The organism is Streptomyces sp. CAI-85 (assembly GCF_013363615.1).
Taxonomy (GTDB): Bacteria; Actinomycetota; Actinomycetes; order Streptomycetales; family Streptomycetaceae; genus Streptomyces; species Streptomyces antibioticus_B.
In genome coordinates, this window is the sequence record NZ_JAANNX010000021.1 from 38691 (window position 1) to 56900 (window position 18210).

The 18210-nt window shown below is 72.0% G+C and carries 17 protein-coding genes; 4 read left to right on the forward strand and 13 right to left on the reverse strand.

What is annotated here, in order from left to right; translation table 11 throughout:
• The 3 genes from G6W55_RS22420 to G6W55_RS22430 all read right to left on the reverse strand — a co-directional run bounded on the left by G6W55_RS22420 (position 1) and on the right by G6W55_RS22430 (position 3573).
• The gene (locus G6W55_RS22420) at positions 1-786 is read right to left on the reverse strand and encodes a 2,3-diphosphoglycerate-dependent phosphoglycerate mutase (protein WP_175522616.1); all 786 of its coding nucleotides are present in this window, start codon (positions 784-786) and stop codon (positions 1-3) included.
• Positions 787-877: 91 nt separating this feature from the next.
• A complete protein-coding gene (locus G6W55_RS22425; protein ID WP_175522617.1) occupies positions 878-2074 on the reverse strand; it encodes a M20 family metallopeptidase in 1197 nt (398 codons plus the stop codon).
• Positions 2075-2130: 56 nt separating this feature from the next.
• Positions 2131-3573, reverse strand: coding sequence for an MFS transporter (locus G6W55_RS22430; RefSeq protein WP_175522618.1), 1443 nt, complete (start codon positions 3571-3573; stop codon positions 2131-2133).
• Between the two features lie 125 nt (positions 3574-3698).
• Here G6W55_RS22430 and G6W55_RS22435 point away from each other — a divergent pair, with 125 nt between their 5' ends.
• Positions 3699-4715 carry an Lrp/AsnC family transcriptional regulator gene (locus tag G6W55_RS22435; protein ID WP_175522619.1) on the forward strand — a complete coding sequence of 339 codons (1017 nt, stop codon included), beginning with the start codon at positions 3699-3701 and terminating at the stop codon, positions 4713-4715.
• Between the two features lie 13 nt (positions 4716-4728).
• Here G6W55_RS22435 and G6W55_RS22440 read toward each other — a convergent pair whose 3' ends face one another.
• The 4 genes from G6W55_RS22440 to G6W55_RS22455 all read right to left on the reverse strand — a co-directional run bounded on the left by G6W55_RS22440 (position 4729) and on the right by G6W55_RS22455 (position 9840).
• Positions 4729-6990 carry an excinuclease ABC subunit UvrA gene (locus G6W55_RS22440; protein ID WP_175522620.1) on the reverse strand — a complete coding sequence of 754 codons (2262 nt, stop codon included), beginning with the start codon at positions 6988-6990 and terminating at the stop codon, positions 4729-4731.
• 121 nt (positions 6991-7111) lie between these two features.
• The gene (locus tag G6W55_RS22445) at positions 7112-7879 is read right to left on the reverse strand and encodes an ABC transporter permease (protein WP_030797250.1); all 768 of its coding nucleotides are present in this window, start codon (positions 7877-7879) and stop codon (positions 7112-7114) included.
• Positions 7869-8852 carry an ATP-binding cassette domain-containing protein gene (locus G6W55_RS22450; RefSeq protein ID WP_175522621.1) on the reverse strand — a complete coding sequence of 328 codons (984 nt, stop codon included), beginning with the start codon at positions 8850-8852 and terminating at the stop codon, positions 7869-7871. The genes G6W55_RS22445 and G6W55_RS22450 overlap by 11 nt, the downstream gene beginning before the upstream one ends.
• Positions 8853-8955: 103 nt before the next feature.
• Positions 8956-9840, reverse strand: a complete 885-nt coding sequence (locus tag G6W55_RS22455; protein WP_175522622.1) for a siderophore-interacting protein — start codon at positions 9838-9840, stop codon at positions 8956-8958.
• 114 nt (positions 9841-9954) lie between these two features.
• Between G6W55_RS22455 and G6W55_RS22460 the strand changes: the two genes are divergently transcribed.
• From G6W55_RS22460 to G6W55_RS22470, 3 genes are all read left to right on the forward strand, one after another.
• Positions 9955-10797: a TetR/AcrR family transcriptional regulator gene (locus G6W55_RS22460; RefSeq protein WP_175522623.1), complete on the forward strand. Its 843-nt coding sequence runs from the start codon at positions 9955-9957 to the stop codon at positions 10795-10797.
• Between the two features lie 202 nt (positions 10798-10999).
• Positions 11000-11659: an LmbU family transcriptional regulator gene (locus G6W55_RS22465; protein WP_205070508.1), complete on the forward strand. Its 660-nt coding sequence runs from the start codon at positions 11000-11002 to the stop codon at positions 11657-11659.
• Positions 11660-11699: 40 nt separating this feature from the next.
• Positions 11700-11912 (forward strand): ferredoxin, encoded by a 213-nt coding sequence (locus tag G6W55_RS22470; protein WP_175522624.1) that lies wholly within the window; start codon positions 11700-11702, stop codon positions 11910-11912.
• 96 nt (positions 11913-12008) lie between these two features.
• Here G6W55_RS22470 and G6W55_RS22475 read toward each other — a convergent pair whose 3' ends face one another.
• The 6 genes from G6W55_RS22475 to G6W55_RS22500 all read right to left on the reverse strand — a co-directional run bounded on the left by G6W55_RS22475 (position 12009) and on the right by G6W55_RS22500 (position 18187).
• Positions 12009-13310, reverse strand: coding sequence for a cytochrome P450 (locus G6W55_RS22475; protein ID WP_254876375.1), 1302 nt, complete (start codon positions 13308-13310; stop codon positions 12009-12011).
• Between the two features lie 26 nt (positions 13311-13336).
• Positions 13337-14377 (reverse strand): methyltransferase, encoded by a 1041-nt coding sequence (locus G6W55_RS22480; RefSeq protein ID WP_175522625.1) that lies wholly within the window; start codon positions 14375-14377, stop codon positions 13337-13339.
• A 64-nt stretch (positions 14378-14441) separates the two neighbouring features.
• Entirely contained in the window at positions 14442-15704 is a 1263-nt protein-coding gene (gene kynU, locus G6W55_RS22485) for a kynureninase (protein WP_175522626.1), read from the reverse strand.
• Positions 15705-15765: 61 nt separating this feature from the next.
• Entirely contained in the window at positions 15766-16641 is an 876-nt protein-coding gene (locus G6W55_RS22490; RefSeq protein WP_175522627.1) for a tryptophan 2,3-dioxygenase, read from the reverse strand.
• Positions 16638-17549, reverse strand: coding sequence for an alpha/beta hydrolase (locus G6W55_RS22495; protein WP_175522628.1), 912 nt, complete (start codon positions 17547-17549; stop codon positions 16638-16640). Before G6W55_RS22495 ends, G6W55_RS22490 begins: the two co-directional genes overlap by 4 nt.
• Before the next feature lie 5 nt (positions 17550-17554).
• Positions 17555-18187, reverse strand: coding sequence for a DUF6875 domain-containing protein (locus tag G6W55_RS22500; protein WP_175522629.1), 633 nt, complete (start codon positions 18185-18187; stop codon positions 17555-17557).
• Between the last annotated feature and the right edge of the window lie 23 nt (positions 18188-18210).

Genomic DNA, 18210 nt, shown 5'->3' on the forward strand with positions numbered 1-18210 from the left:
TCAGCGCCGGCCTTCGGCGGCCACGAGTGCCGCGCGGGCCCGGGCCGTTTCGGGGTCGAGGTAGACACGGCCACGGGTCAGAGGGCGCAGCTCGGTGGTGAAGTCGTAGCGCAGCGGGGCCGCGGTGGGGATGTCGAGTCTCGCGGCTTCGGGGTCGGTCAGCCGGTCGAGGATCACGCACAGCGCGCGCAGGGCGTTGCCATGGGCGACGACCAACACCGTGCGCCCCTCCCGTAGTTGAGGGGCCAGGACATCGGCCCAGTACGGTGCGACGCGGGCGGCCATGTCCGCCAGGCTCTCCACCGCGGGGACGCCGTCCGGGCGCAGCGCCGCATAGCGCGGGTCGGCTCGCAGCCGCGCGAGCTCGGCCGGCGGGAGCGGGGCGGGTCTGCCGTGCGTCGACCGGCGCCAGACCCGGTACCGCTCACCCCCTGCCTCCGCTCTCACCTCCCTCTTGTCGCGTCCGGTCAGGGCGCCGTACTGCCGTTCGTTCAGCCGCCAGGTGCGCCGTACGGGGATCCACATCCGGTCGAGGGCGGCGAGCATCAGGTCGGCGCTGCGGATGGAGCGGACCATCACGGACGTGTGCACCACGTCGGGGAGGAGGCCGGCCGCGCCCAGCAGCCCGGCCGCCGCGACGGCCTCGGTCTCACCGTGGCGGGTGAGCGGGACGTCCACCCAGCCGGTGAAGCGGCCCTCGGCGTTCGCGGTGCTCTGCCCGTGCCGCACGAGCACCAGCGGGCCGAGCGGACGGCGTCGGTGGTGACGGCGGTGTGGCTCAGGCATGGGCCCCGGGCTCCGCCTTCTTGTCGCTCATGGGGTACATGCATACCGCCTGGCAGGCGGTGGCGCAGCCGGGGAGGGGGCCGTGGTGGCCTCAGCTCGTACCCTCCAGCCGCGCCCGCGCCAACCCCGCCAGCAGTGCCGCCCCCACCGGCAGGACCGAGTCGTCGAAGCGGGCCCGCGGTGAGTGGTTGGGGGCGGCGGTGGCCGGGTCGGGGGTGTCGGGCGGGCAGGCGCCGAGGACGACGAAGGCTCCCGGTACGGCGGCCAGGACGCGGGAGAAGTCCTCCGAGCCCATGGTGGGCTGCGGCGCGGTGAGCCAGCGGCCGGGGCCGAAGAGGTCGGTGGTGACCTTCTCGGCGAGGGCGACCTCGGCCGGGTCGTTGACCGTGGCGGGGTAGCCCATCTCCACCTCGACCTCCGCGGTCAAGCCGTGCGCCAGCGCGATGTGCTCGCTCAACAGCCGGATCCTGCCGATCACTTCGTTCTGCATGTGGTCGGAGCAGGTGCGCAGCGTGGCGCCGATCTCGGCGGAGTCCGGGATGATGTTGACCGCGGTCCCGGCCCGCAGCACACCCACGCTCAGCACCACCGGATCGAAGACGTCCGTGACCCGGGTGACCATGTTCTGAAGGGCCGTGACGAGCTCGGCGGTGGCCGGTACCGGGTCGGCGGCGTGGTGCGGCATCGAGCCGTGGCCGCCCCGGCCGTGCAGGACGACGCGGATCGCGGACCCGGCCACGGTGGCCGTCCCCGGGCGGGAGGCGATCAGGCCCGCGGGGGCCGAGGCGTTGACGTGGAGCGCGTACGCGGCGCTCACGGGGACACCGGCCACGTCGAGCAGCCCCTCGGCGAGCATCACGTCGGCGCCGTCGTGGCCCTCCTCGCCCGGCTGGAACATGAAGACCACGGATCCGGCCAGCTCGGACGCCCTTGGCGCCAGCAGCCCGGCCGCGCCGGCCAGCATGGTGGTGTGCAGGTCGTGACCACAGGCGTGCATGACCCCGTCGACCCGGGACGCGTACGGCACTCCGCTCCGCTCCTGGAGGGGCAGGGCGTCCATGTCGCCGCGCAGCAGGACGGCCGGGCCGGGGCGCCCTCCGCGCAGGACCGCGGTGATCGAGCTGAGGGCCTTGCCCTCGTGGATCTCCAGGGGCAGACCGTCGAGGGCGGCGAGGACCTTCTCGCGGGTGCGGGGGAGGTGCAGGCCGGTCTCCGGCTCGCGGTGGAGGGCGTGGCGCAGGGCGACGAGTTCGGGCAGCAGGGCCTGGGCCTGTTCGCGCAGGGGCATGGGTGACTCCTGAGAAGCGGTGGCGGTGAAAAGGGCGGACCGAGGCGGTCCGGGGGTCAGGAGGAGGTGTCCTCGGTGCGGCGCCGCGTGGCCGTCGTCAGTACGGCGACCAGCACGCCCAGCACCGCGCACACCCCCCAGATCACCTCGTACGCCCGCTCGGTCGGCACCGCGCTCCGCGCCGTCACCATGCCGGCGAGCAGGACGGAGAAGGCACCGGCGGCCACGAGACCGCCCAGCACCCGGACGCTGTTGTAGACGCCGGCCGCGGTGGCCGTCGTCCCGGGCGGCGCGGTCTCCGCGACCAGGGCCGGCATCGCGGCCAGCAGCAGACCGAAGCCGAGGCCGAAGACGGTGGTCGAGACGACGACCCCGGTCCGGTCGTCGTGCATGAGGGTCAGGGAGAGGAAGCCCGCGGCCACCAGGACACCGCCCAGGGCGAGGGTGTGGTGCGGTCCGATCCGGGCGGAGACGCGGCCGTTGAGCGCGGCGGCCGCCATGGCGGCGACGGCGGAGGGCAGGGTGACCCAGCCGATCGCGAGGGCACCGAGGCCGAGGCCGTAGCCGGCCGTGTCCGGTCGCGCGCCGAGGAAGGTGGTGAGCGTCGACTGGTTGCCGAACAGCGCCATCCCGAACAGCACCGCGCCGAGCTGGACCGGCCACATCCCGCGCCGGGCCAGCATGCGCAGGTCGATGGCGGGCTCGGGGGTACGGAGTTCCCAGCGCCCCCAGGCGACGAGGACGGCGGCGCTGAGGGCCAGGGAGCCGACGGTCAGGGCCGAGCCCCAGCCCTTGGCCTGCGCGGCCATCAGCCCGAACTGGAGCAGCAGCAGGCCGAGTCCGATGCCGGCGAAGCCGAGGGTGTCGATACGGCGGGCGGGGCGGGTCGTCCGGGACTCGGGGAGCAGCCACAGCGTGACCACACAGCACAGGGCGATCAGCACCGCGGGGAAGAGCAGGGTGAGGGGGAGGCGGCCGGTGAGGTCCTGGACGTAGCCGCCCACCAGACCGCCCAGGGCGACGCCCAGCGCCAGCGAGCCGGCCAGCAGGCCGATCGCGCGGCGCGCGCCGAGGCCGGTGAGCCGGTCGCTGACGAGGGCGATCTCCAGCGGCAGCCAGGCGGCCATCGGGGCCAGCAGCAGCCGCCCGACCAGGAACAGCTCGTACGTGGGAGCCACGACCAGCAGGATGCTCGCGACCAGGGTGCAGGCCGTGGCGAACCGCAGCATCCGCCGGTGCCCGTACCGGTCGCCGAGCCCGGCGAGCACCGGCACGCTCACCGCCGCGCCCAGCAGCGGCACGGCGGACACCCAGACCAGGGCGCCGGCGCCGACGCCGTAGTGCTCGCCGATGGTCGGGAGGAGCGTGGGGAACATGCCCTGGTCGATGCCGCCGGCCAGTTCGAGCAGCACCATGAAGCCGACCATCGCGCCGGTCCGCGAGCGCAGGGGCGGGGGCGGGGACGGTGGTGCGGACAGCGGCGGAGAGCTCCGGCGCATGGCGGTCCTCCCTACGGAGAGCGGCGTGCGGTGGCGGCCGAACGGCCAGATGGCGAACAGCGTGGGACAGCGGGACCGATCGACGCGGTTCTGGCGCGAATCCGTCATTGCTAGGCTTCCCAGTGATGGATTCCGTCGACTGGTCCGAGACCGATCTCCAGCTCATCCACGCCCTTCAGATCCATCCGCGGGCCCCGTGGAGCCTGGTGGGCGCGGTGCTGGGGGTGAGCCCGGCGACGGTCGCCCGCCGCTGGGCACGGCTGAACGACGCCGGGCTGGCCTGGGTCACCGGCTATCGGGCGTACGGGCCGCGGAGCGTCGCGGACCCGGCGAGCGCGATGGTGATCGCCCGCTGCGTGCCGGCCCGCGTGACGGCGGTGGCGGCCGAACTGGCCACCCATCCCGAATGCCCGGCCGTCGAGGTGGTGTCCGGCAGCGGCGATCTCGCGCTGATCGTCGCCGCCGACGACCGTGAGGCGCTGATCGACTATCTCCTCGGCCGTTTCGCGGCCGTCGACGGACTGCTGCCGGTCCGCACGATGTGGGTCACCCGCTTCTTCACCGAGGGCAGCCGCTGGCGGCTGCGCGCCCTCACCCGCGAGCAGACCCGGGTCCTCCAGGCCGAGGCCGGGCCCCGGCCGGCGCTCGCCGGACCGTCACCCGGCCGCGCCGACCCCGCCAGTGAGCGGCTCGTCGACCTGCTCGCGGAGGACGGCCGCATGGCCTACGCCGAACTCGCCGCACGCGCTGGGACGAGTGAGCCGACGGTGCGCCGCAAGGTGCGCGCCCTGCTGGAGTCGGGCCGCCTCGCGCTGCGCTGCGACCTCGCCCCGCAGGCCGCGGGCCGCCCGGTGCTCGTCACCCTCACCGCCCGCGTCCCGGCCGACCGCCTGGAGGCCGCCGGCCGCACCCTCGCCCAGCTCCCGGAGACCCGGCTCGTGGCCGGCGTGGTCGGCGACGCGGACCTGTGGGCCGGCTTCTGGCTCCCCACCATCGCCGACACCCACCGCCTGGAACGCACCCTCCTCGAACGGCTCCCCGAACTCCACGTCGTGGACCGGCTGGTGGGGATGCGGTCGGTGAAGCGGGTCGGTCAACTGCTGGACGAGCGGGGGCGGTTGCCGCGCGGAGAACCGGCGTAGAGCGGGAACCGCCTCACCCCTGCGACACGTCCGCGCGCAGATACGCCGCCGTATGGGAGTCCGTGGCCTTCAGGAGGTCCGCCGGGGTGCCCTCGAACAGGACGTGTCCGCCGCCGCTGCCTCCCTCGGGGCCGAGGTCGATGATCCAGTCGGCGCTTCGGACGACGTCGAGGTTGTGCTCGATGACGATGACGGTGTTGCCCTGGTCGACGAGGCGTTCGACGATGCCGAGGAGGCGCTGGACGTCCGACATGTGCAGGCCGGTCGTCGGCTCGTCCATGACGTAGACACTGCCGACCCGGTGCAGATCGGTGGCGAGTTTGAGGCGCTGGCACTCGCCGCCGGACAGGGTGCTGAGCGGCTGGCCGAGGCGCAGGTAGTCGAGGCCCACGTCGTTCAGGGCGTGCAGGACCGGGCGGAGTTTCGGCTCGGTGAAGAAGTCCGCCGCCTCCGCCGCCGTCATCTCCAGTACGTCGCTGATCGATCGACCGCGCAGCCGGTGGCCGAGGACGTCCTCGGAGAAGCGGCGGCCCCGGCAGACCTCGCACACGGACTTCAGCGTCTCCAGGAACGCCAGGTCGGTGTAGAGCACGCCGAGCCCCTGGCAATTGGTGCAGGCCCCCTTGGAGTTGGCGCTGAACAGGGAGGCGCTGACGCCGTTGGCCTTGGCGAACAGCTTGCGGATCGGGTCCGAAAGACCCGTGTACGTCGCCGTGTTGGACCGCCGTCCGGCCGTCACCGCCGACTGGTCGATCACGACGGCGTCGGGATGCTGCCTGAGGAACTCGTCGTTGACGAGGGAACTCTTGCCGGACCCGGCCACACCGGTGACCACGGTCAGGACGCCGGTGGGGAAGCCGACCGTGACGTCCTTGAGGTTGTGGCTCGTCGCGTGGGTGACGGTGAGCGTGCCCGTGGGGCGGCGAGGTGAGGTCTTCAGGGGCAGCCGCCGCCTCAGGTGACGGCCGGTGAGGGTGTCGGCCTCGGCGAGACCGGCGAAGGTGCCCTCGAAGACGACCGTGCCGCCGAGCGTCCCGGCCTTGGGGCCCATGTCGACCACATGGTCCGCGACGGCCATGACGTCGGGATCGTGCTCGACCACGAGGACGGTGTTGCCCTTGTCCCGCAGGGCGAGCAGGAGTTCCTTGAGCCGGTGCACGTCCCGGGGGTGCAGGCCGACGCTCGGCTCGTCGAAGACGTACATCATCTCCGTGAGGCTGCTGGACAGATGGCGGACCGTCTTGATCCGCTGCGACTCGCCGCCCGAGAGGGTGCGGGTCTCCCGGTCCAGGCTCAGATAGCCGAGACCGATGTCCAGCAGATGCCGCAGCCGGGCGACCAGGTCGTCCAGAACGGGTTTGACGTGCGGCAGGTCCAGCCCCGAAAGGATCTCCGTCAGGCGCTCGGTCTCCATGGCGGTGAGGTCCGCGATGTGACGGCCGCCGATCCGCGTGGAGAGCGCGGTGGGCGCCAGCCGAGTGCCGCCGCAGTCGGGGCAGGGAGCCGAGTGCACGAACCGCCGGAGCACCTGACGGTTGCGCTCGGACATGTCCTCCTTCTTGATGTAGAGCCGGGTGAACTTGTCCACCAGGCCCTCGTACGTGACGTTCAGCGTGTTGCCCTGCCAGTCCAGGCGCAGCTTGCGCGGGAGTTCGCCGTGCAGCAGCGCCTGCCACTCCCGCTCGCTGAACTCGGACAACGGCTTGTCGGCGTCGAAGAGGCCGGACTCCGTATAACTCAGCCAGTACCAGCTCTCGGTGGAGAAGTCGGGGTGGAGCAGGGCGCCTTGACGCAGGGAGCGGGAGCGGTCGACGAGTGCGTCGAGGTCGGGCCGCACGACCGTGCCCAGGCCCTCGCACGTCGGACACATGCCCTGCGGGTCGTTGAAGGAGAACGTGCTCGGCGGCAGTCCGGCGGGGTCCCCGGCGCGGGAGAACAGCAGACGCAGCAGGGGGTTGATGTCGGTGATCGTGCCCACGGTGGAGCGCGGGTTGCCGCCCAGGCGCTTCTGGTCGATGACGACCGCGGCGGAGATGTTCTCGACGGCGTCCACGTCCGGACGGCCGTGATCGGGGAGGAAGGTGCGGACGAACGCCGTGAACGTCTCGTTGAGCTGCCGCTGCGCCTCGGCCGCGAGGGTGTCGAACACCAGGGACGACTTGCCCGAGCCGGACACACCGGTGAAGACCGTCAGCCGTCCTCTCGGGATGGTCAGCGAGACGTTCTTGAGGTTGTTCTCCCGGGCACCGGTCACCCTGATGGCGTCGGTCCTCACATGTGCTCCTCGTGCTCTTCGGCGATATGGGTGGGCTCCCCCTCCGGGGGAAAGGGGGAGCCCGGTCTCGGGTTCGGGCGGTGCGCCTTTGAGTCCCGGCGCTGTCAGGACTCCGGTGCCGTCAGGCGTTCTCCTTCTGGAACGTCCGCGTGCCCCACAACAGCGCGAGCCCGGCCATGAGCACGAGCACGAGGGAACCGGTCAGCAGCCCCGTCGAACCCAAGTCCCCCCGGAAAGCGGCGCGTTCGGCGTCGACCACATGCGTCAGCGGGTTGATCCGCGCCAGGTTGTACAGCCAGTCGGGGGCGAGCTGCGCGGTGACCGGAAGGAGGACGCCGGACAGCAGGAGCAGCGGCAGGAGCACCGCGTTCATCAGCGAGGGGAACGCGGCCTCGCTCTTGAGGATCATCGCCAGCGCGTACGACCCCGAGGACAGCGTGATGGCAAGGACCGCGGCGATCAGCAGGCTGAGCAGCATGCCGGTCACCGGGGCGTCGAGGTCGAAGACGAGGAGGGTCACCAGCACGATCAGGGCGGACTGGGCGGTGGCCTGCACGGCCTGGGCCAGTACCTTGCCGAACAGCAGCGCGGCCCGGCTCGCCGGGGTGCCGCGGAAGCGGTCGACGACGCCGACCCGGTACTCGGTGAGCAGGCCGACACCGGCGAAGGAGCCGCTGAACAGGGCCGTCTGCACGATCAGCGCCGGTGTGAGCACGGCCCAGGCGTCGCCGGGCGGGAAGCCGGGGGTGTGGTCGACGACCGTCACCATGAGTGGTCCGAAGAGGAACAGATACAGCAGCGGCTGCATGATCCCGATGATCAGCCAGGTCGGACTGCGCAGCGAGAGCCTCATGTCCCGCAGGAAGATCAGCCGGGTGTCACGCAGCATGGGCGGCCTCCACGGCCTCGGGCGCGGTCTCGCCGTCCCGCAGGGAGCGTCCGGTGAGACCGAGGAACACGTCGTCCAGGGTGGGCCGGTTGACCTTGACCGAGGTCATGGTGATGCCGTGGCCGTCGAGGACGCGCAGCAGTTCCGGCAGCGCGACGTCGCCCCGGGGCACCCGGAAGCGGACCGTGTCGGCGGCGACGGTCACCTCGTGCGCGCCGGTCAGCCGCTCGGCGAGCGAGGCCGCCTCGGGGGCCCGGTCGGCCACCTCGACGGTGACCGCGTCGCCGGAGACGCGGGCCTTCAGCTCCTCGGGGGTTCCCTCGGCGACGATCGTGCCGTCGTCGGTGACGAGGATGCGGTCGCACAGGGCGTCGGCCTCGTCGAGGTAGTGGGTGGTGAGGAAGACGGTCATGCCCTGCTCGGCGCGCATCCGGCGGACATGGTCCCAGAGGTTGGCCCGGCTCTGCGGATCCAGTCCGGTGGTGGGCTCGTCGAGGAAGACCAGCGCCGGTTCGTGGACCAGTCCGAGCGCGATGTCGAGCCGTCGGCGCTGACCGCCGGAGAGCGTCTTGGCGGGGCGCTGGTCCAGTCCGGCCAGGTCGAGCCGCTCCGCGAGCAGGGCCCCGCGCCGCCGGGCCTCGGCGCGTGACACACCGTACAGCCGGGCCTGGAGTTCGATCTCCTCGGCGACCTTGGACTCCGGCCAGGTGGAGCCGCCCTGGGGCACGTAGCCGATGCTGCGCCGCACGCCCTGGGGGTCGGTCAGGAGGTCGCAGCCGGCCACGGTGCCGGTGCCGCCGGTGGGGCGCAGCAGGGTGGTGAGCATCCGTAAGGTCGTGGTCTTGCCGGCCCCGTTGGGGCCCAGGAATCCGACCAGTTCGCCTGCCGCCACATCGAAGTCGATGCCTTTGACCGCGTCGACGGTACGGCCCCTCAGGGTGAACCGGCGGGCGAGACCTCGCACTGTGATCATGGGATCCCTCTCTCGTACCGGCCGTCCCCCGGCCGGATCGCGACGGCGCCCGGCCGACCGGCGGCCACTGCCGTCGCTCCGCTCGTCCGGCACGGTCGTCTCGTCAGGCACGGTCGTCGGCGGCGGCCTGGAACTCGGCGAGCCGCTCCTGCGCCTCGGCCATGTCCTCGGTGGTCGGGGCGTCGTCCTGGGTGAGCTTGAAGCGCCAGTAGCCGCTGAAGTCGATCGACCGCTTGTCCAGCCCGCGTTCGTCGACCAGATGACGGCGCAGCGCGCGGACCGCGCCCGACTCCCCGGCCAGCCACACGAAGGGGCGCCCCGGCGGGAACTCGGCCCCGCGGACGGCGTCGATCAGCACCTCGCTGCGGCCCGCCGGCGTCCCGTCCCGGTGCAGCCAGTGGACGGTGGCGTCGCCGGCCGTCTCCAGGGCCTGCTGCTCGCCGTCGTCGGCGACCTCGATGTAGGCCACGGCCTGGGCGCCCTTCGGCAGGGCGTCGAGCAGGCTGCCGATGGCGGGCAGCGCGGTCTCGTCACCGGCGAGCAGCAGCCAGTCGGCGTCGGCGATCGAGTCGTTGAGGGAGACCGGGCGGGCGTAGACCGCCGACGGGCCCACCATCCCGATGCGGTCGCCGGGCCGGGCGGAGCCGGCCCAACGGGTGGCCGGTCCGGTGTCGCCGTGCAGGACGAAGTCGATCTCGACGGTCCTGGTCCCGGGGATCCGCCGCCGCAGGGTGAAGCTGCGCATCCACGGCCGCTCGTCCTCGGGGACCGCCAGGAACGCCTGGTACCAGCTCGTCGCGTCGTCGCTCTGCTCCGGCAGCACGGGCAGGCGCTGGCCGGACCGGGGGAAGCACAGCTTGAGCTGCTGGTCCGGGGTCCGGCCGACGGAGTCGTCGAGGTGGTCGGCCTCGAACGTCACGCGGGCCATCCGCGGTGTGATGCGAGTGATGTCGGTGACCTGGATGAACGTGACGGGGAGCTCTGCCATCGAAAACCTTCCGAGAACGTCGGGCATCCCGGGGCGGGCCCGCGCCCACCTGGTATCTTTACCCTGTAAAGAGATGCCTCGGCGAGGTTACTTTATGGGGTAAGGAGTTGCAAGGTGGTTGTGTTTGCCGGACAGGGTGACGCCCGCAGGTCCATGTCTCTGCTGTGGCGCCCGGCCGAATCCCGGGGCGTCAGAACAGGGCCCGGACCCAAGCCCGGGCTCGATGTGGACACGATTGTGGCCGCGGGTGTCGCGGTCGCGGACGAACAGGGAATGGCAGCCCTGTCGATGCGCGCGGTCGGCGCCCGGCTCGGGCGGACCGCCATGGCGCTCTACACGTACGTGCCGAGCAAGAGCGAACTGGTCGACCTCATGCACGACCGGGTGCTGAGCGAACTGCCCACCGAGTACCCGACCGGCGCGGGCTGGCGCCCGGCGGTCACGGCCTGGGCCGACGACGTCTGGGCGTTCTGTCTGCGGCACCCGTGGGTGCTCCAGGTCTCCCAGGCGAGACCCGTCCTCGGGCCGAACGAGTACGGGCAGATGGAGACGCTGGTGCGGATCCTCGGCGCGGCCGGCCTGGAACCGCTGCACACGAGACGGGTCATCGCCGTGTTGTTCCAGTTCGTGCGGGGTATGGCCCGGGTCGCCGCCGAGCACCGGCAGGCGGCGCCGGACACCGGCGTGTCCGACGAGGAGTGGTGGGCCGAGCGGTCCGCGCTCCTCATGGAGGTGGCACCCGACTTCGCCGGACGCTTCCCCGCCCTGGCGGCCCTGGAGTCGCGGGCGACCCCCGCCGCCGCGGCCGAACCGGGCGCCGGCGACGCCGCGCCGTACCTGGAGCGCGAGGCCGAGGAGGCGTTCCGCGTCGGCCTGGACGTGATCCTCGACGGCATCGAGGCGGCCCGCCGGACCGGCTCCGGCGGCCCCGTCCTCGCCTCCGCCCCCACGCCCTGACGGCCCCGGCGGCACACGGCTTACGACGCTCTCGGCGCGCGAGCATTTCCCGCGGAGACGTGTTCGCGTCCGAGGCGGCCGTATTTTGACCAGAAAGGTTCGTTACTGCATCTGAACGGTGATCTAGGGTTTCTCGTGGGCTTGTCGCATTCCGACTCCCGGCCGTTGACCACCGGCACGGGAGTTGTCATTTCCTAATGTCATGGGGGTGTACATGCAGCACTTCGCCAAGGACGACCGGCAGGACAAACACCTACCGGTCGGCCGCAGAGCGGGCGGCAGGGCTGTTCCCCCCTGGACCGCCGGCCGCGAGCAGATCCTCACCACCCGGGTCGGCCTGAAGATCCCCACCGCCCTGTCGTACGACCGGTGGGAGAAGGCCGGGCTGTACATCTTCCGCATCGCCGACTCCTCCGCCTGGTGCCTGGGGGACTGGCTCGTCTACGGCCAGGAGTGCTACGCCGACCGCTACCAGGCCGGGGTGCAGGCCGCCGGACTCGACTACCAGACCCTGCGCAACTACGCCTGGGTCGCCCGGCACTTCGAGAGCGCGCGACGGCGCGAGAACCTCAGCTTCGGACACCACGCCGAGGTCGCCTCCCTGCCTCCCGCCGAGGCCGACACCTGGCTCGACCGCGCCGAACAGCACGGCTGGTCCAGGAACCAGCTCAGGGTCCAGTTGCGGGAGAGCCGCCGCGGCAACCGGGCCATCGCCCCCGCGCGCGCCAGCCTGCCCCGCATCAGCGCGCCCCACGAACGGGTGGAGCGCTGGCGCGAGGCCGCGTCCAAGGACGACCGGGACTTCGAGGAATGGATCCTCCTCACCCTCGACCGCGCCGCCGCGCACGAACTCGGCCCCTGACGGCACGGCCCGCCCTCCCGACCACCGGAGACCGCGTCATATGCAGCTACGCATCGACATCGACCACCACACCTGCATCGGGTCCGGACAGTGCGCCCTGACGGCACCGGGCGTGTTCACCCAGGACGACGACGGCTACTCCGCGCTCCTCCCCGGAGCGGCGGAGACGGCACCCCGGGAACGGGTGACGGAAGCGGCGCTGTCCTGCCCCGTACAGGCCATCGCCGTGGCGGACGCCCCGCCCCACACCTGACCGAACCCGGGCACTCGAGCACCTGAGCGTCTGAGCATCCGAGGGCTCCACGGTACGCACCGTGGAGCCCTCGGCCTTGCGGTCCGGCGGTCGCCGTCACGGCCGTAGCCGCAGGTGCAGCGCGTCGAGACGCCAACTGCCGGGCAGCCGGGCGCGATGCGCCTCCGGATCGCCGTCCGCCAGGGCCAGGTCCGGGTAGGTCTCCAGCAGCCGGGCGAGCGCCACTTCGCCCTCCTGCCGGGCCAGCGTGGCGCCCAGGCAGTAGTGGATGCCGTGGCCGAAACCCACATGGTTCTCGGCCTGCCCGTCCTGATGGCGCGTGATGTCCAGCCGGTCCGGATCGGTGTAGTGCCGGGGGTCGAAGTTGGCCGACACCAGCACCAGTTGGACCGCGTCGCCGCGCGCGACGGGAGCACCGGCCAGCTCCAGGTCCTCGGTGGCGTAGCGCAGACGCGCCACGTGCACCGACCCGCACCAGCGCATCAGCTCGTGCACCGCGCGCGGCAGCAGTGCCGGGTCCTTGCGCAGCAGCGCCCACTGGCCGGGATGCGTGAGCAGGGCGGCGGTGCCGTTGCCGATCAGATGCGCGCTGGTCTCATGGCCGGCCAGCACCAGGGTGAGGATCATGGTGACCGTCTCGATGTCGCTGAGCCGACCGCCGTCGTCGTCCTGGGCGCGGATCAGCTCGCTCAGCAGATCGTCCGTGAGCGCGGCGCGACGCTGTTCGATCAGCCTGTGGCAGTAGTCGATCATCACGGGGAAGGAGTGCCGCAGCCGTTCCGGCCGCATCGACACCAGGTCGCCGCCCCACTCCCGCCACCGCTCCAGGTCGGTCGCCGGGATCCCGACCAGCTCGCAGATCACGGTGATCGACAGCGGATACGCGAAATGCTCCAGAAGATCGACCGTGCCGTCCTCCCGCTCGTACCGCGGCAGTTCGGCGAGCAGCCGGTCGGCGATCCGCTCGATCCCGGGCCGCAGATCGAGGATCCGGCGGGCCGCGAACGCCCGGGTCACCAGCCGGCGCAGCCTCGGATGGTCCGGCGGATCGCTGTCGAGGATCGAACCGAGCAGATAGACCCGCAGAGGCCCGGGGACGTTGAGCAGGTCCATCATGCCCTCGCGCGGATCCGCGCCCCCCTCGCCGGGCACATGGGAGGGCGTGTTGACGAAGCGGGGGTCGCGCAGCACCGCGCGGACGTCGTCGTAGCGGGTCACGAACCACACCGGGGTGCCGTCGACGAACCTGCCGCGGACGACCGGGCCCCGCTCGCGCAGCCGGCCGTAGCCGGTGAAGGGGTCCGCGAGCAGGTCCGGATCCATCATGTGCGGACCGGCGGCGGGGCATGCCGCGCCCGCGACGGTCGTCGATCCTGTGTCGTGCGAGGCGTGGGACATGGCCGGCTCCGGTTCTCGCGGGGGCGTCATTTGACCGCGCTGATCACGCCGTGCGGAGTCCACCGGCCGCCCGGCAGCCGCTCGTACTTCACGAAACCGGCCGCCGCGAACCACTCCTCGTACTGGCCCCACCGGTGGATGGCGCTGCTCGCGGCGGGCAGCGTCGCGAAGTACACGTTGTCGAGCGCCGCGTACAGCGGACCGTCGCCGCTGTCGTCGGACATCGCGTTGAACACCAGGACCCGCCCGCCGTCCGGCAGCGCCGCGTGGGCCTTGCGCAGCAGCCGCAGGTTCTCCTGCGGCGACCAGATCACCAACTGGTTGGCGAAGAGCACACAGTCGTGCCCCGAGGGGTAGGTGTCGGTGAAGATGTCGGCCGCGCGGACGGCGATCCGGTCGGACAGACCGTGCTCGGCGATCTTGCGGCGGGCGATCTCCACCGTGCCGGGCAGGTCGAGGACGGTGAACTCGACACCGGGGTTGGCCTGCGCGAGCGCGATGGCGTTGACGCCGTCGCCGCCGCCCACGTCGAGCACCCGGCGTACCCCCGTCAGATCGGCCTTCTCGACCAGCACGGGATTGGACAGCCGGGACCAGGACCGCATGCAGCGGTAGAACAACTGCTCAAGGTCGGGATCCGCGGACAGCCGGTGGTACAGGTCCGTGCCCGTACCCTTGATCCGGCGCAGACCGACGTTGGTGTTCTCGCGCAGGGACTGGGTGAAGTCCACCTCGGCGGGACGGACGATCCGCTCCTCGTACTCGATCAGATCCTCGACGATGTCCCAGGTCCCGTCCTCGAACAGGCCGTTCAGCAGAGCCGCGTTGACGTATCCGTCGTCCTGACGCTCCGTCAATCCCAGTGCCGTGGTGCCGAGAAGCAGTATCCGCACCGGCCGTTCCGCCAGGGCGAGTTCCTCGCCGATCTCCGCCGGGGTCAGCCCGGGATGCCGGTGCAGCAGGGAGAACAGGCCAAGATTGCGGCCCGCGTTGAGCATCTGGAAGGCCGAGGAGCCGAACAGGATCTGTACCAGTCCGTCGGTGGTGAGCGGGGATGCGTGTGCCATGGGCACTCCGTTTCGGCAGGGGGTGACGATGTTCGGGCAGAGGGGCCGGGGAGCGAGCCGGCGGTCAGGTCACCCGGGCGAGATCGGCGGGCCGGGACGCATACGTGCCCCCGGCCGCGACCTCGCGGATCCGGGACAGCGCGTCCCAGACCTCGGTGAACCGGGTGTAGAGCGGGGACGGGCCGATCCGCAGCCGGTCCGGGACCCGGTAGTCGCACACGACCTTCGCGTCCGCCGCCAGCGTCTGGCAGATCCGCCAGGCGTCGGGATGGTGCAGTGACAGATGCGCACCGCGCCGTTCCGGCGGGCGGGGCGAGGCGGGCCGGAAGCCCAGGGGAGTGAGCCAGGCGTCGGCGAGATCGTCGGCCAGCCGGCCCAGCCGCAGCCCCTTCGCCCGGATCCGCGCCACACCGGCCTCCTCGACCAGGGCGAGGGCCGGCTCGATCGCCGCCAGCGACAACAGCGGGGGCGTGCTCACCAGGAACCGCTCGATGCCCGGCACGGGATCGTAGTCGGGGCCCATCCGGAACTGCTCGCGCTGCCCGAACCAGCCCCACACCGGCTGCCGTAGCCGCGACTGAAGAGCGCGGCGCACATAGAGGAAGGCGGGCGAACCCGGGCCGCCGTTCAGGTACTTGTAGGTGCACCCGACGGCGAGATCCGCGCCGGCGGCGGCCAGATCGACGGGCACCGCCCCCGCGGCGTGCGACAGGTCCCACAGCACCCGCGCACCGACCGAACGGGCCAGTTCGTTCACCCGCGCCATGTCCACGAGCGCGCCGCTGCGGTACGACACCAGCGACAGCACCACCAGCGCGACGTCCTCGTCCAGAGCGGAGCGCAGCACGTCGAGATCGAGGCCGCCGTCCAGATCGGAGGCGAGCCGGCGCAGACGTAACCCCCGCTGATCGGCGAGGCCCTGCATGACGTAGCGATTGGTCGGGAAGTCCTCGGCGTCCATCAGGACCGTGCCGCGTCCCGGAGCCGCGCCGAGGGCGGCGCCGGCCAGCTTGTACAGGTTCACCGAGGCCGAGTCCGACACCACGACCTCACCCGGCCGCGCGCCGAGGACATGCTCCGCGAGCCGGTCGCCGAGCCGGGCGCCCCAGTCGATCCAGCGCTCCCACGACCGCACAAGGCCGCCGCCCCAGCCCTCCTCGACCACCGAGCGCAGCAGCTCCGGGGTGTCGACGGGCAGCCGGCCCAGCGAGTTGCCGTCCAGGTAGATCAGCTCCGGATCGGTGATCACAAACCGCTTGCGGAACTCGGCCAGCGGATCGGCCGCGTCCAGTTCCTCGGCCACCGTGCGCGGGATTCCGCCCGTCATCGGCGCCCTCCTTCTCTCTCGTGTCGCTCTCGTGTGCCGCTCTCTCGTCCCGTTCGGCGGATCAGAGCGTCGAGCGCACCGACCACAGCTCCGGGAAGAACCGGTGTTCGCTGATCCGGGCGAGCCAGGACACGCCCTCGGTGCCGCCGGTGCCCGGCTTGGCGCCCAACATCCGCTGCACGGTGACCAGATGCGTGTACCGCCAGCGCGCGAACAGGTCCGCGACGTCCATCAGCGCCTCGGCGAGCAGATGCAGGTCCTGATGGCGGACCGGATCCCGGTAGACCTCCCGCCACGCCTCCTCGACCTCCGCACCCTCGCGGTACGGCACGGTGGCGTCCCGGACCGGCCCGTCGCCCGGCGTGAGCAGCCCGCGGCGGACCAGCAGGGCGAGCGCGGCGTCGTACAGACTCGGCTCGTGCAGTTGGCCGACCACCGCCTCGTAGCCGACGGTGTCTTGGTGCGGTTCGGTCATCGCCGGGTTCTTGTTGCCGAGCAGGAACTCCAGCCGCCGGTAGCCCGCCGACTGGAAACCGGAGGCCGATCCCAGCACCTCCCGGAACTCGCAGAACTCCGCGGGCGACAGCACGGAGAACGTCTCCCACGACACGAGCAGCACCTGCTGCACCCGGCCCGCGCGGCGCAGCGTCCACAGCGCGTCGCCGATCCTGTCCCCACTCAACTGGTCGCGGGCGGTGGTGAGTTCCGTGTGCAGCAGCTTGAACAGCAGCTCCTTGACCTGACTCATGATGATGAACCCCGGCTCGGTGTCGGCCGGGCTGAGCGGATGCTGGAGCGCCAGCAGCTCGTCCATCCGCGCGTAGTGCGCGTAGGGGGTGGTGGTGCCGGGCGCGGGTCCGGGCCCGTGCCCAGGTCCGGCGGACAGCGGACACCGTGGGCTCTCCTCGGAGCGCTGGGCGGTCTGTTCGGTGCTCATGTGCTCGTTCCTCCCAGTCCCATCTGCGCGAGGACCGCGTCGCCGAGTCCGGTGCCCCGTACGCCCAGGTCGTAGGGGAGATCGAAGTGGTCGCGCCGGTCGGCGACGACTTCCGTGACCGCCGTCCGGGGGCGCAGTGCCGTCACCATCCGGTCGTGCTGGCGTACGTACTCCTCGGTCTCGTTTCCGCCCCGGGCCAGCACCACAGGGGGCAGCCGCGTGGGCAGCCGGTGCAGCGGGCTGTTGCGGCGCGCCCCGGCCTCGTCCAGCCGCAGCGCGTCGTTGATGTACGACAGCCGTACCGGCTCCAGGTCGTAGGCGCCGCTGAGCAGCACCGCACCGGCGATCCGGCCGGACACGTCCGGGTCGTCCTGTGGATCGGGCAGCAGGGACATCGCGGCCAGATGCGCGCCCGCCGAGGTGCCGCACAGATGGAGCCGGTGCGGGGCGAACCCGAGCCCGTCGGCGTGCCGCAGCAGCCAGTCCACGCTCCGCCGGACCATGCCCGCCATGGCGTCCAGGCCGACGTCCGGTGCCAGCCCGTACTCGATCACCGCGACCGCCGCCCCCGCCGCCAGCAACGCCGGTGCGGGGAAGGCCGATTCGGCCCGGCCGAGCGCCTGCCAGTTCCCGCCGTGCACGAACACCAGCAGCGGACAGTGCCCGGAGGCAGGACCGGGAAAGTAGTCCAACAGCTCCGCCGGGTGCGGACCGTAGGCGAGATCCGCCCGCACAGGGTGGTCCCGGCGGGCGGCCGCGCTCAGCCGCTCGTACGCCCGCAGGTAGGCGTCCAGGCTCGGCACCCGGGAACTCGGCGAGTACTGCCGGTCCAACGCGGCCCGGTCCATGCCCCGGTACACCGCGGCGCCGCCCACCGCACGCACCCCCAGGGCGAGTTCGTCGCTCATTGCGCTCAACTCCCCGTCCCGTGCACGGTGCGAGCACGCTCGTACACCTCGGTCAGCAACGGGTCGATGCCGTGCCCCGAGGCGCGGTAGCGCGCCCCGAAGCGGCTCGCGTACTCCTCGAACCACTCCCGCCGGTCCGCCAGGAACAGCACGTCATGAATCGCCATCGACCGCACCGCCATCATCGGCACGGGCGCGTAGCTCACCTCGAACCGCGGGTTGCGGGCGGCCTTCTCCCTGCACTTCTCGTGGAACTGGGCGATCATCAGCCCGCGCCGCACACTCTCCGGCTTGAGCGCGGAGTGCGCCGCGTCCAGCAGGTGCAGATGCTCGGCCGGCAGATCGGGCAGGACGAGCAGCAGCGAGCGCAGATTCGGGTTGCCGGCCCGCCAGTCGACCTCGCTGAACTCGTCGAGGCCGCAGCGGACGATCTCGTCGATGAGGGTCTGGCTCGGGGTGGGGCCCACCAGCCTGACCCGGATCTCCAACGCGTCGGCGCGCTGGGCCGGTTCGACGAACGGGCACACCGGACCGGGCCGTCCGAGTTCGCTGTGCGGTTGACGGATGTAGTCGCTCAGCCAGCCGTCCACGGCCGCCAGCGCCTTGGCCAGGTCGACGGAGAGTACGTCGGTCAGCATCGTTGTCAGTCCTCGGTTGTCGG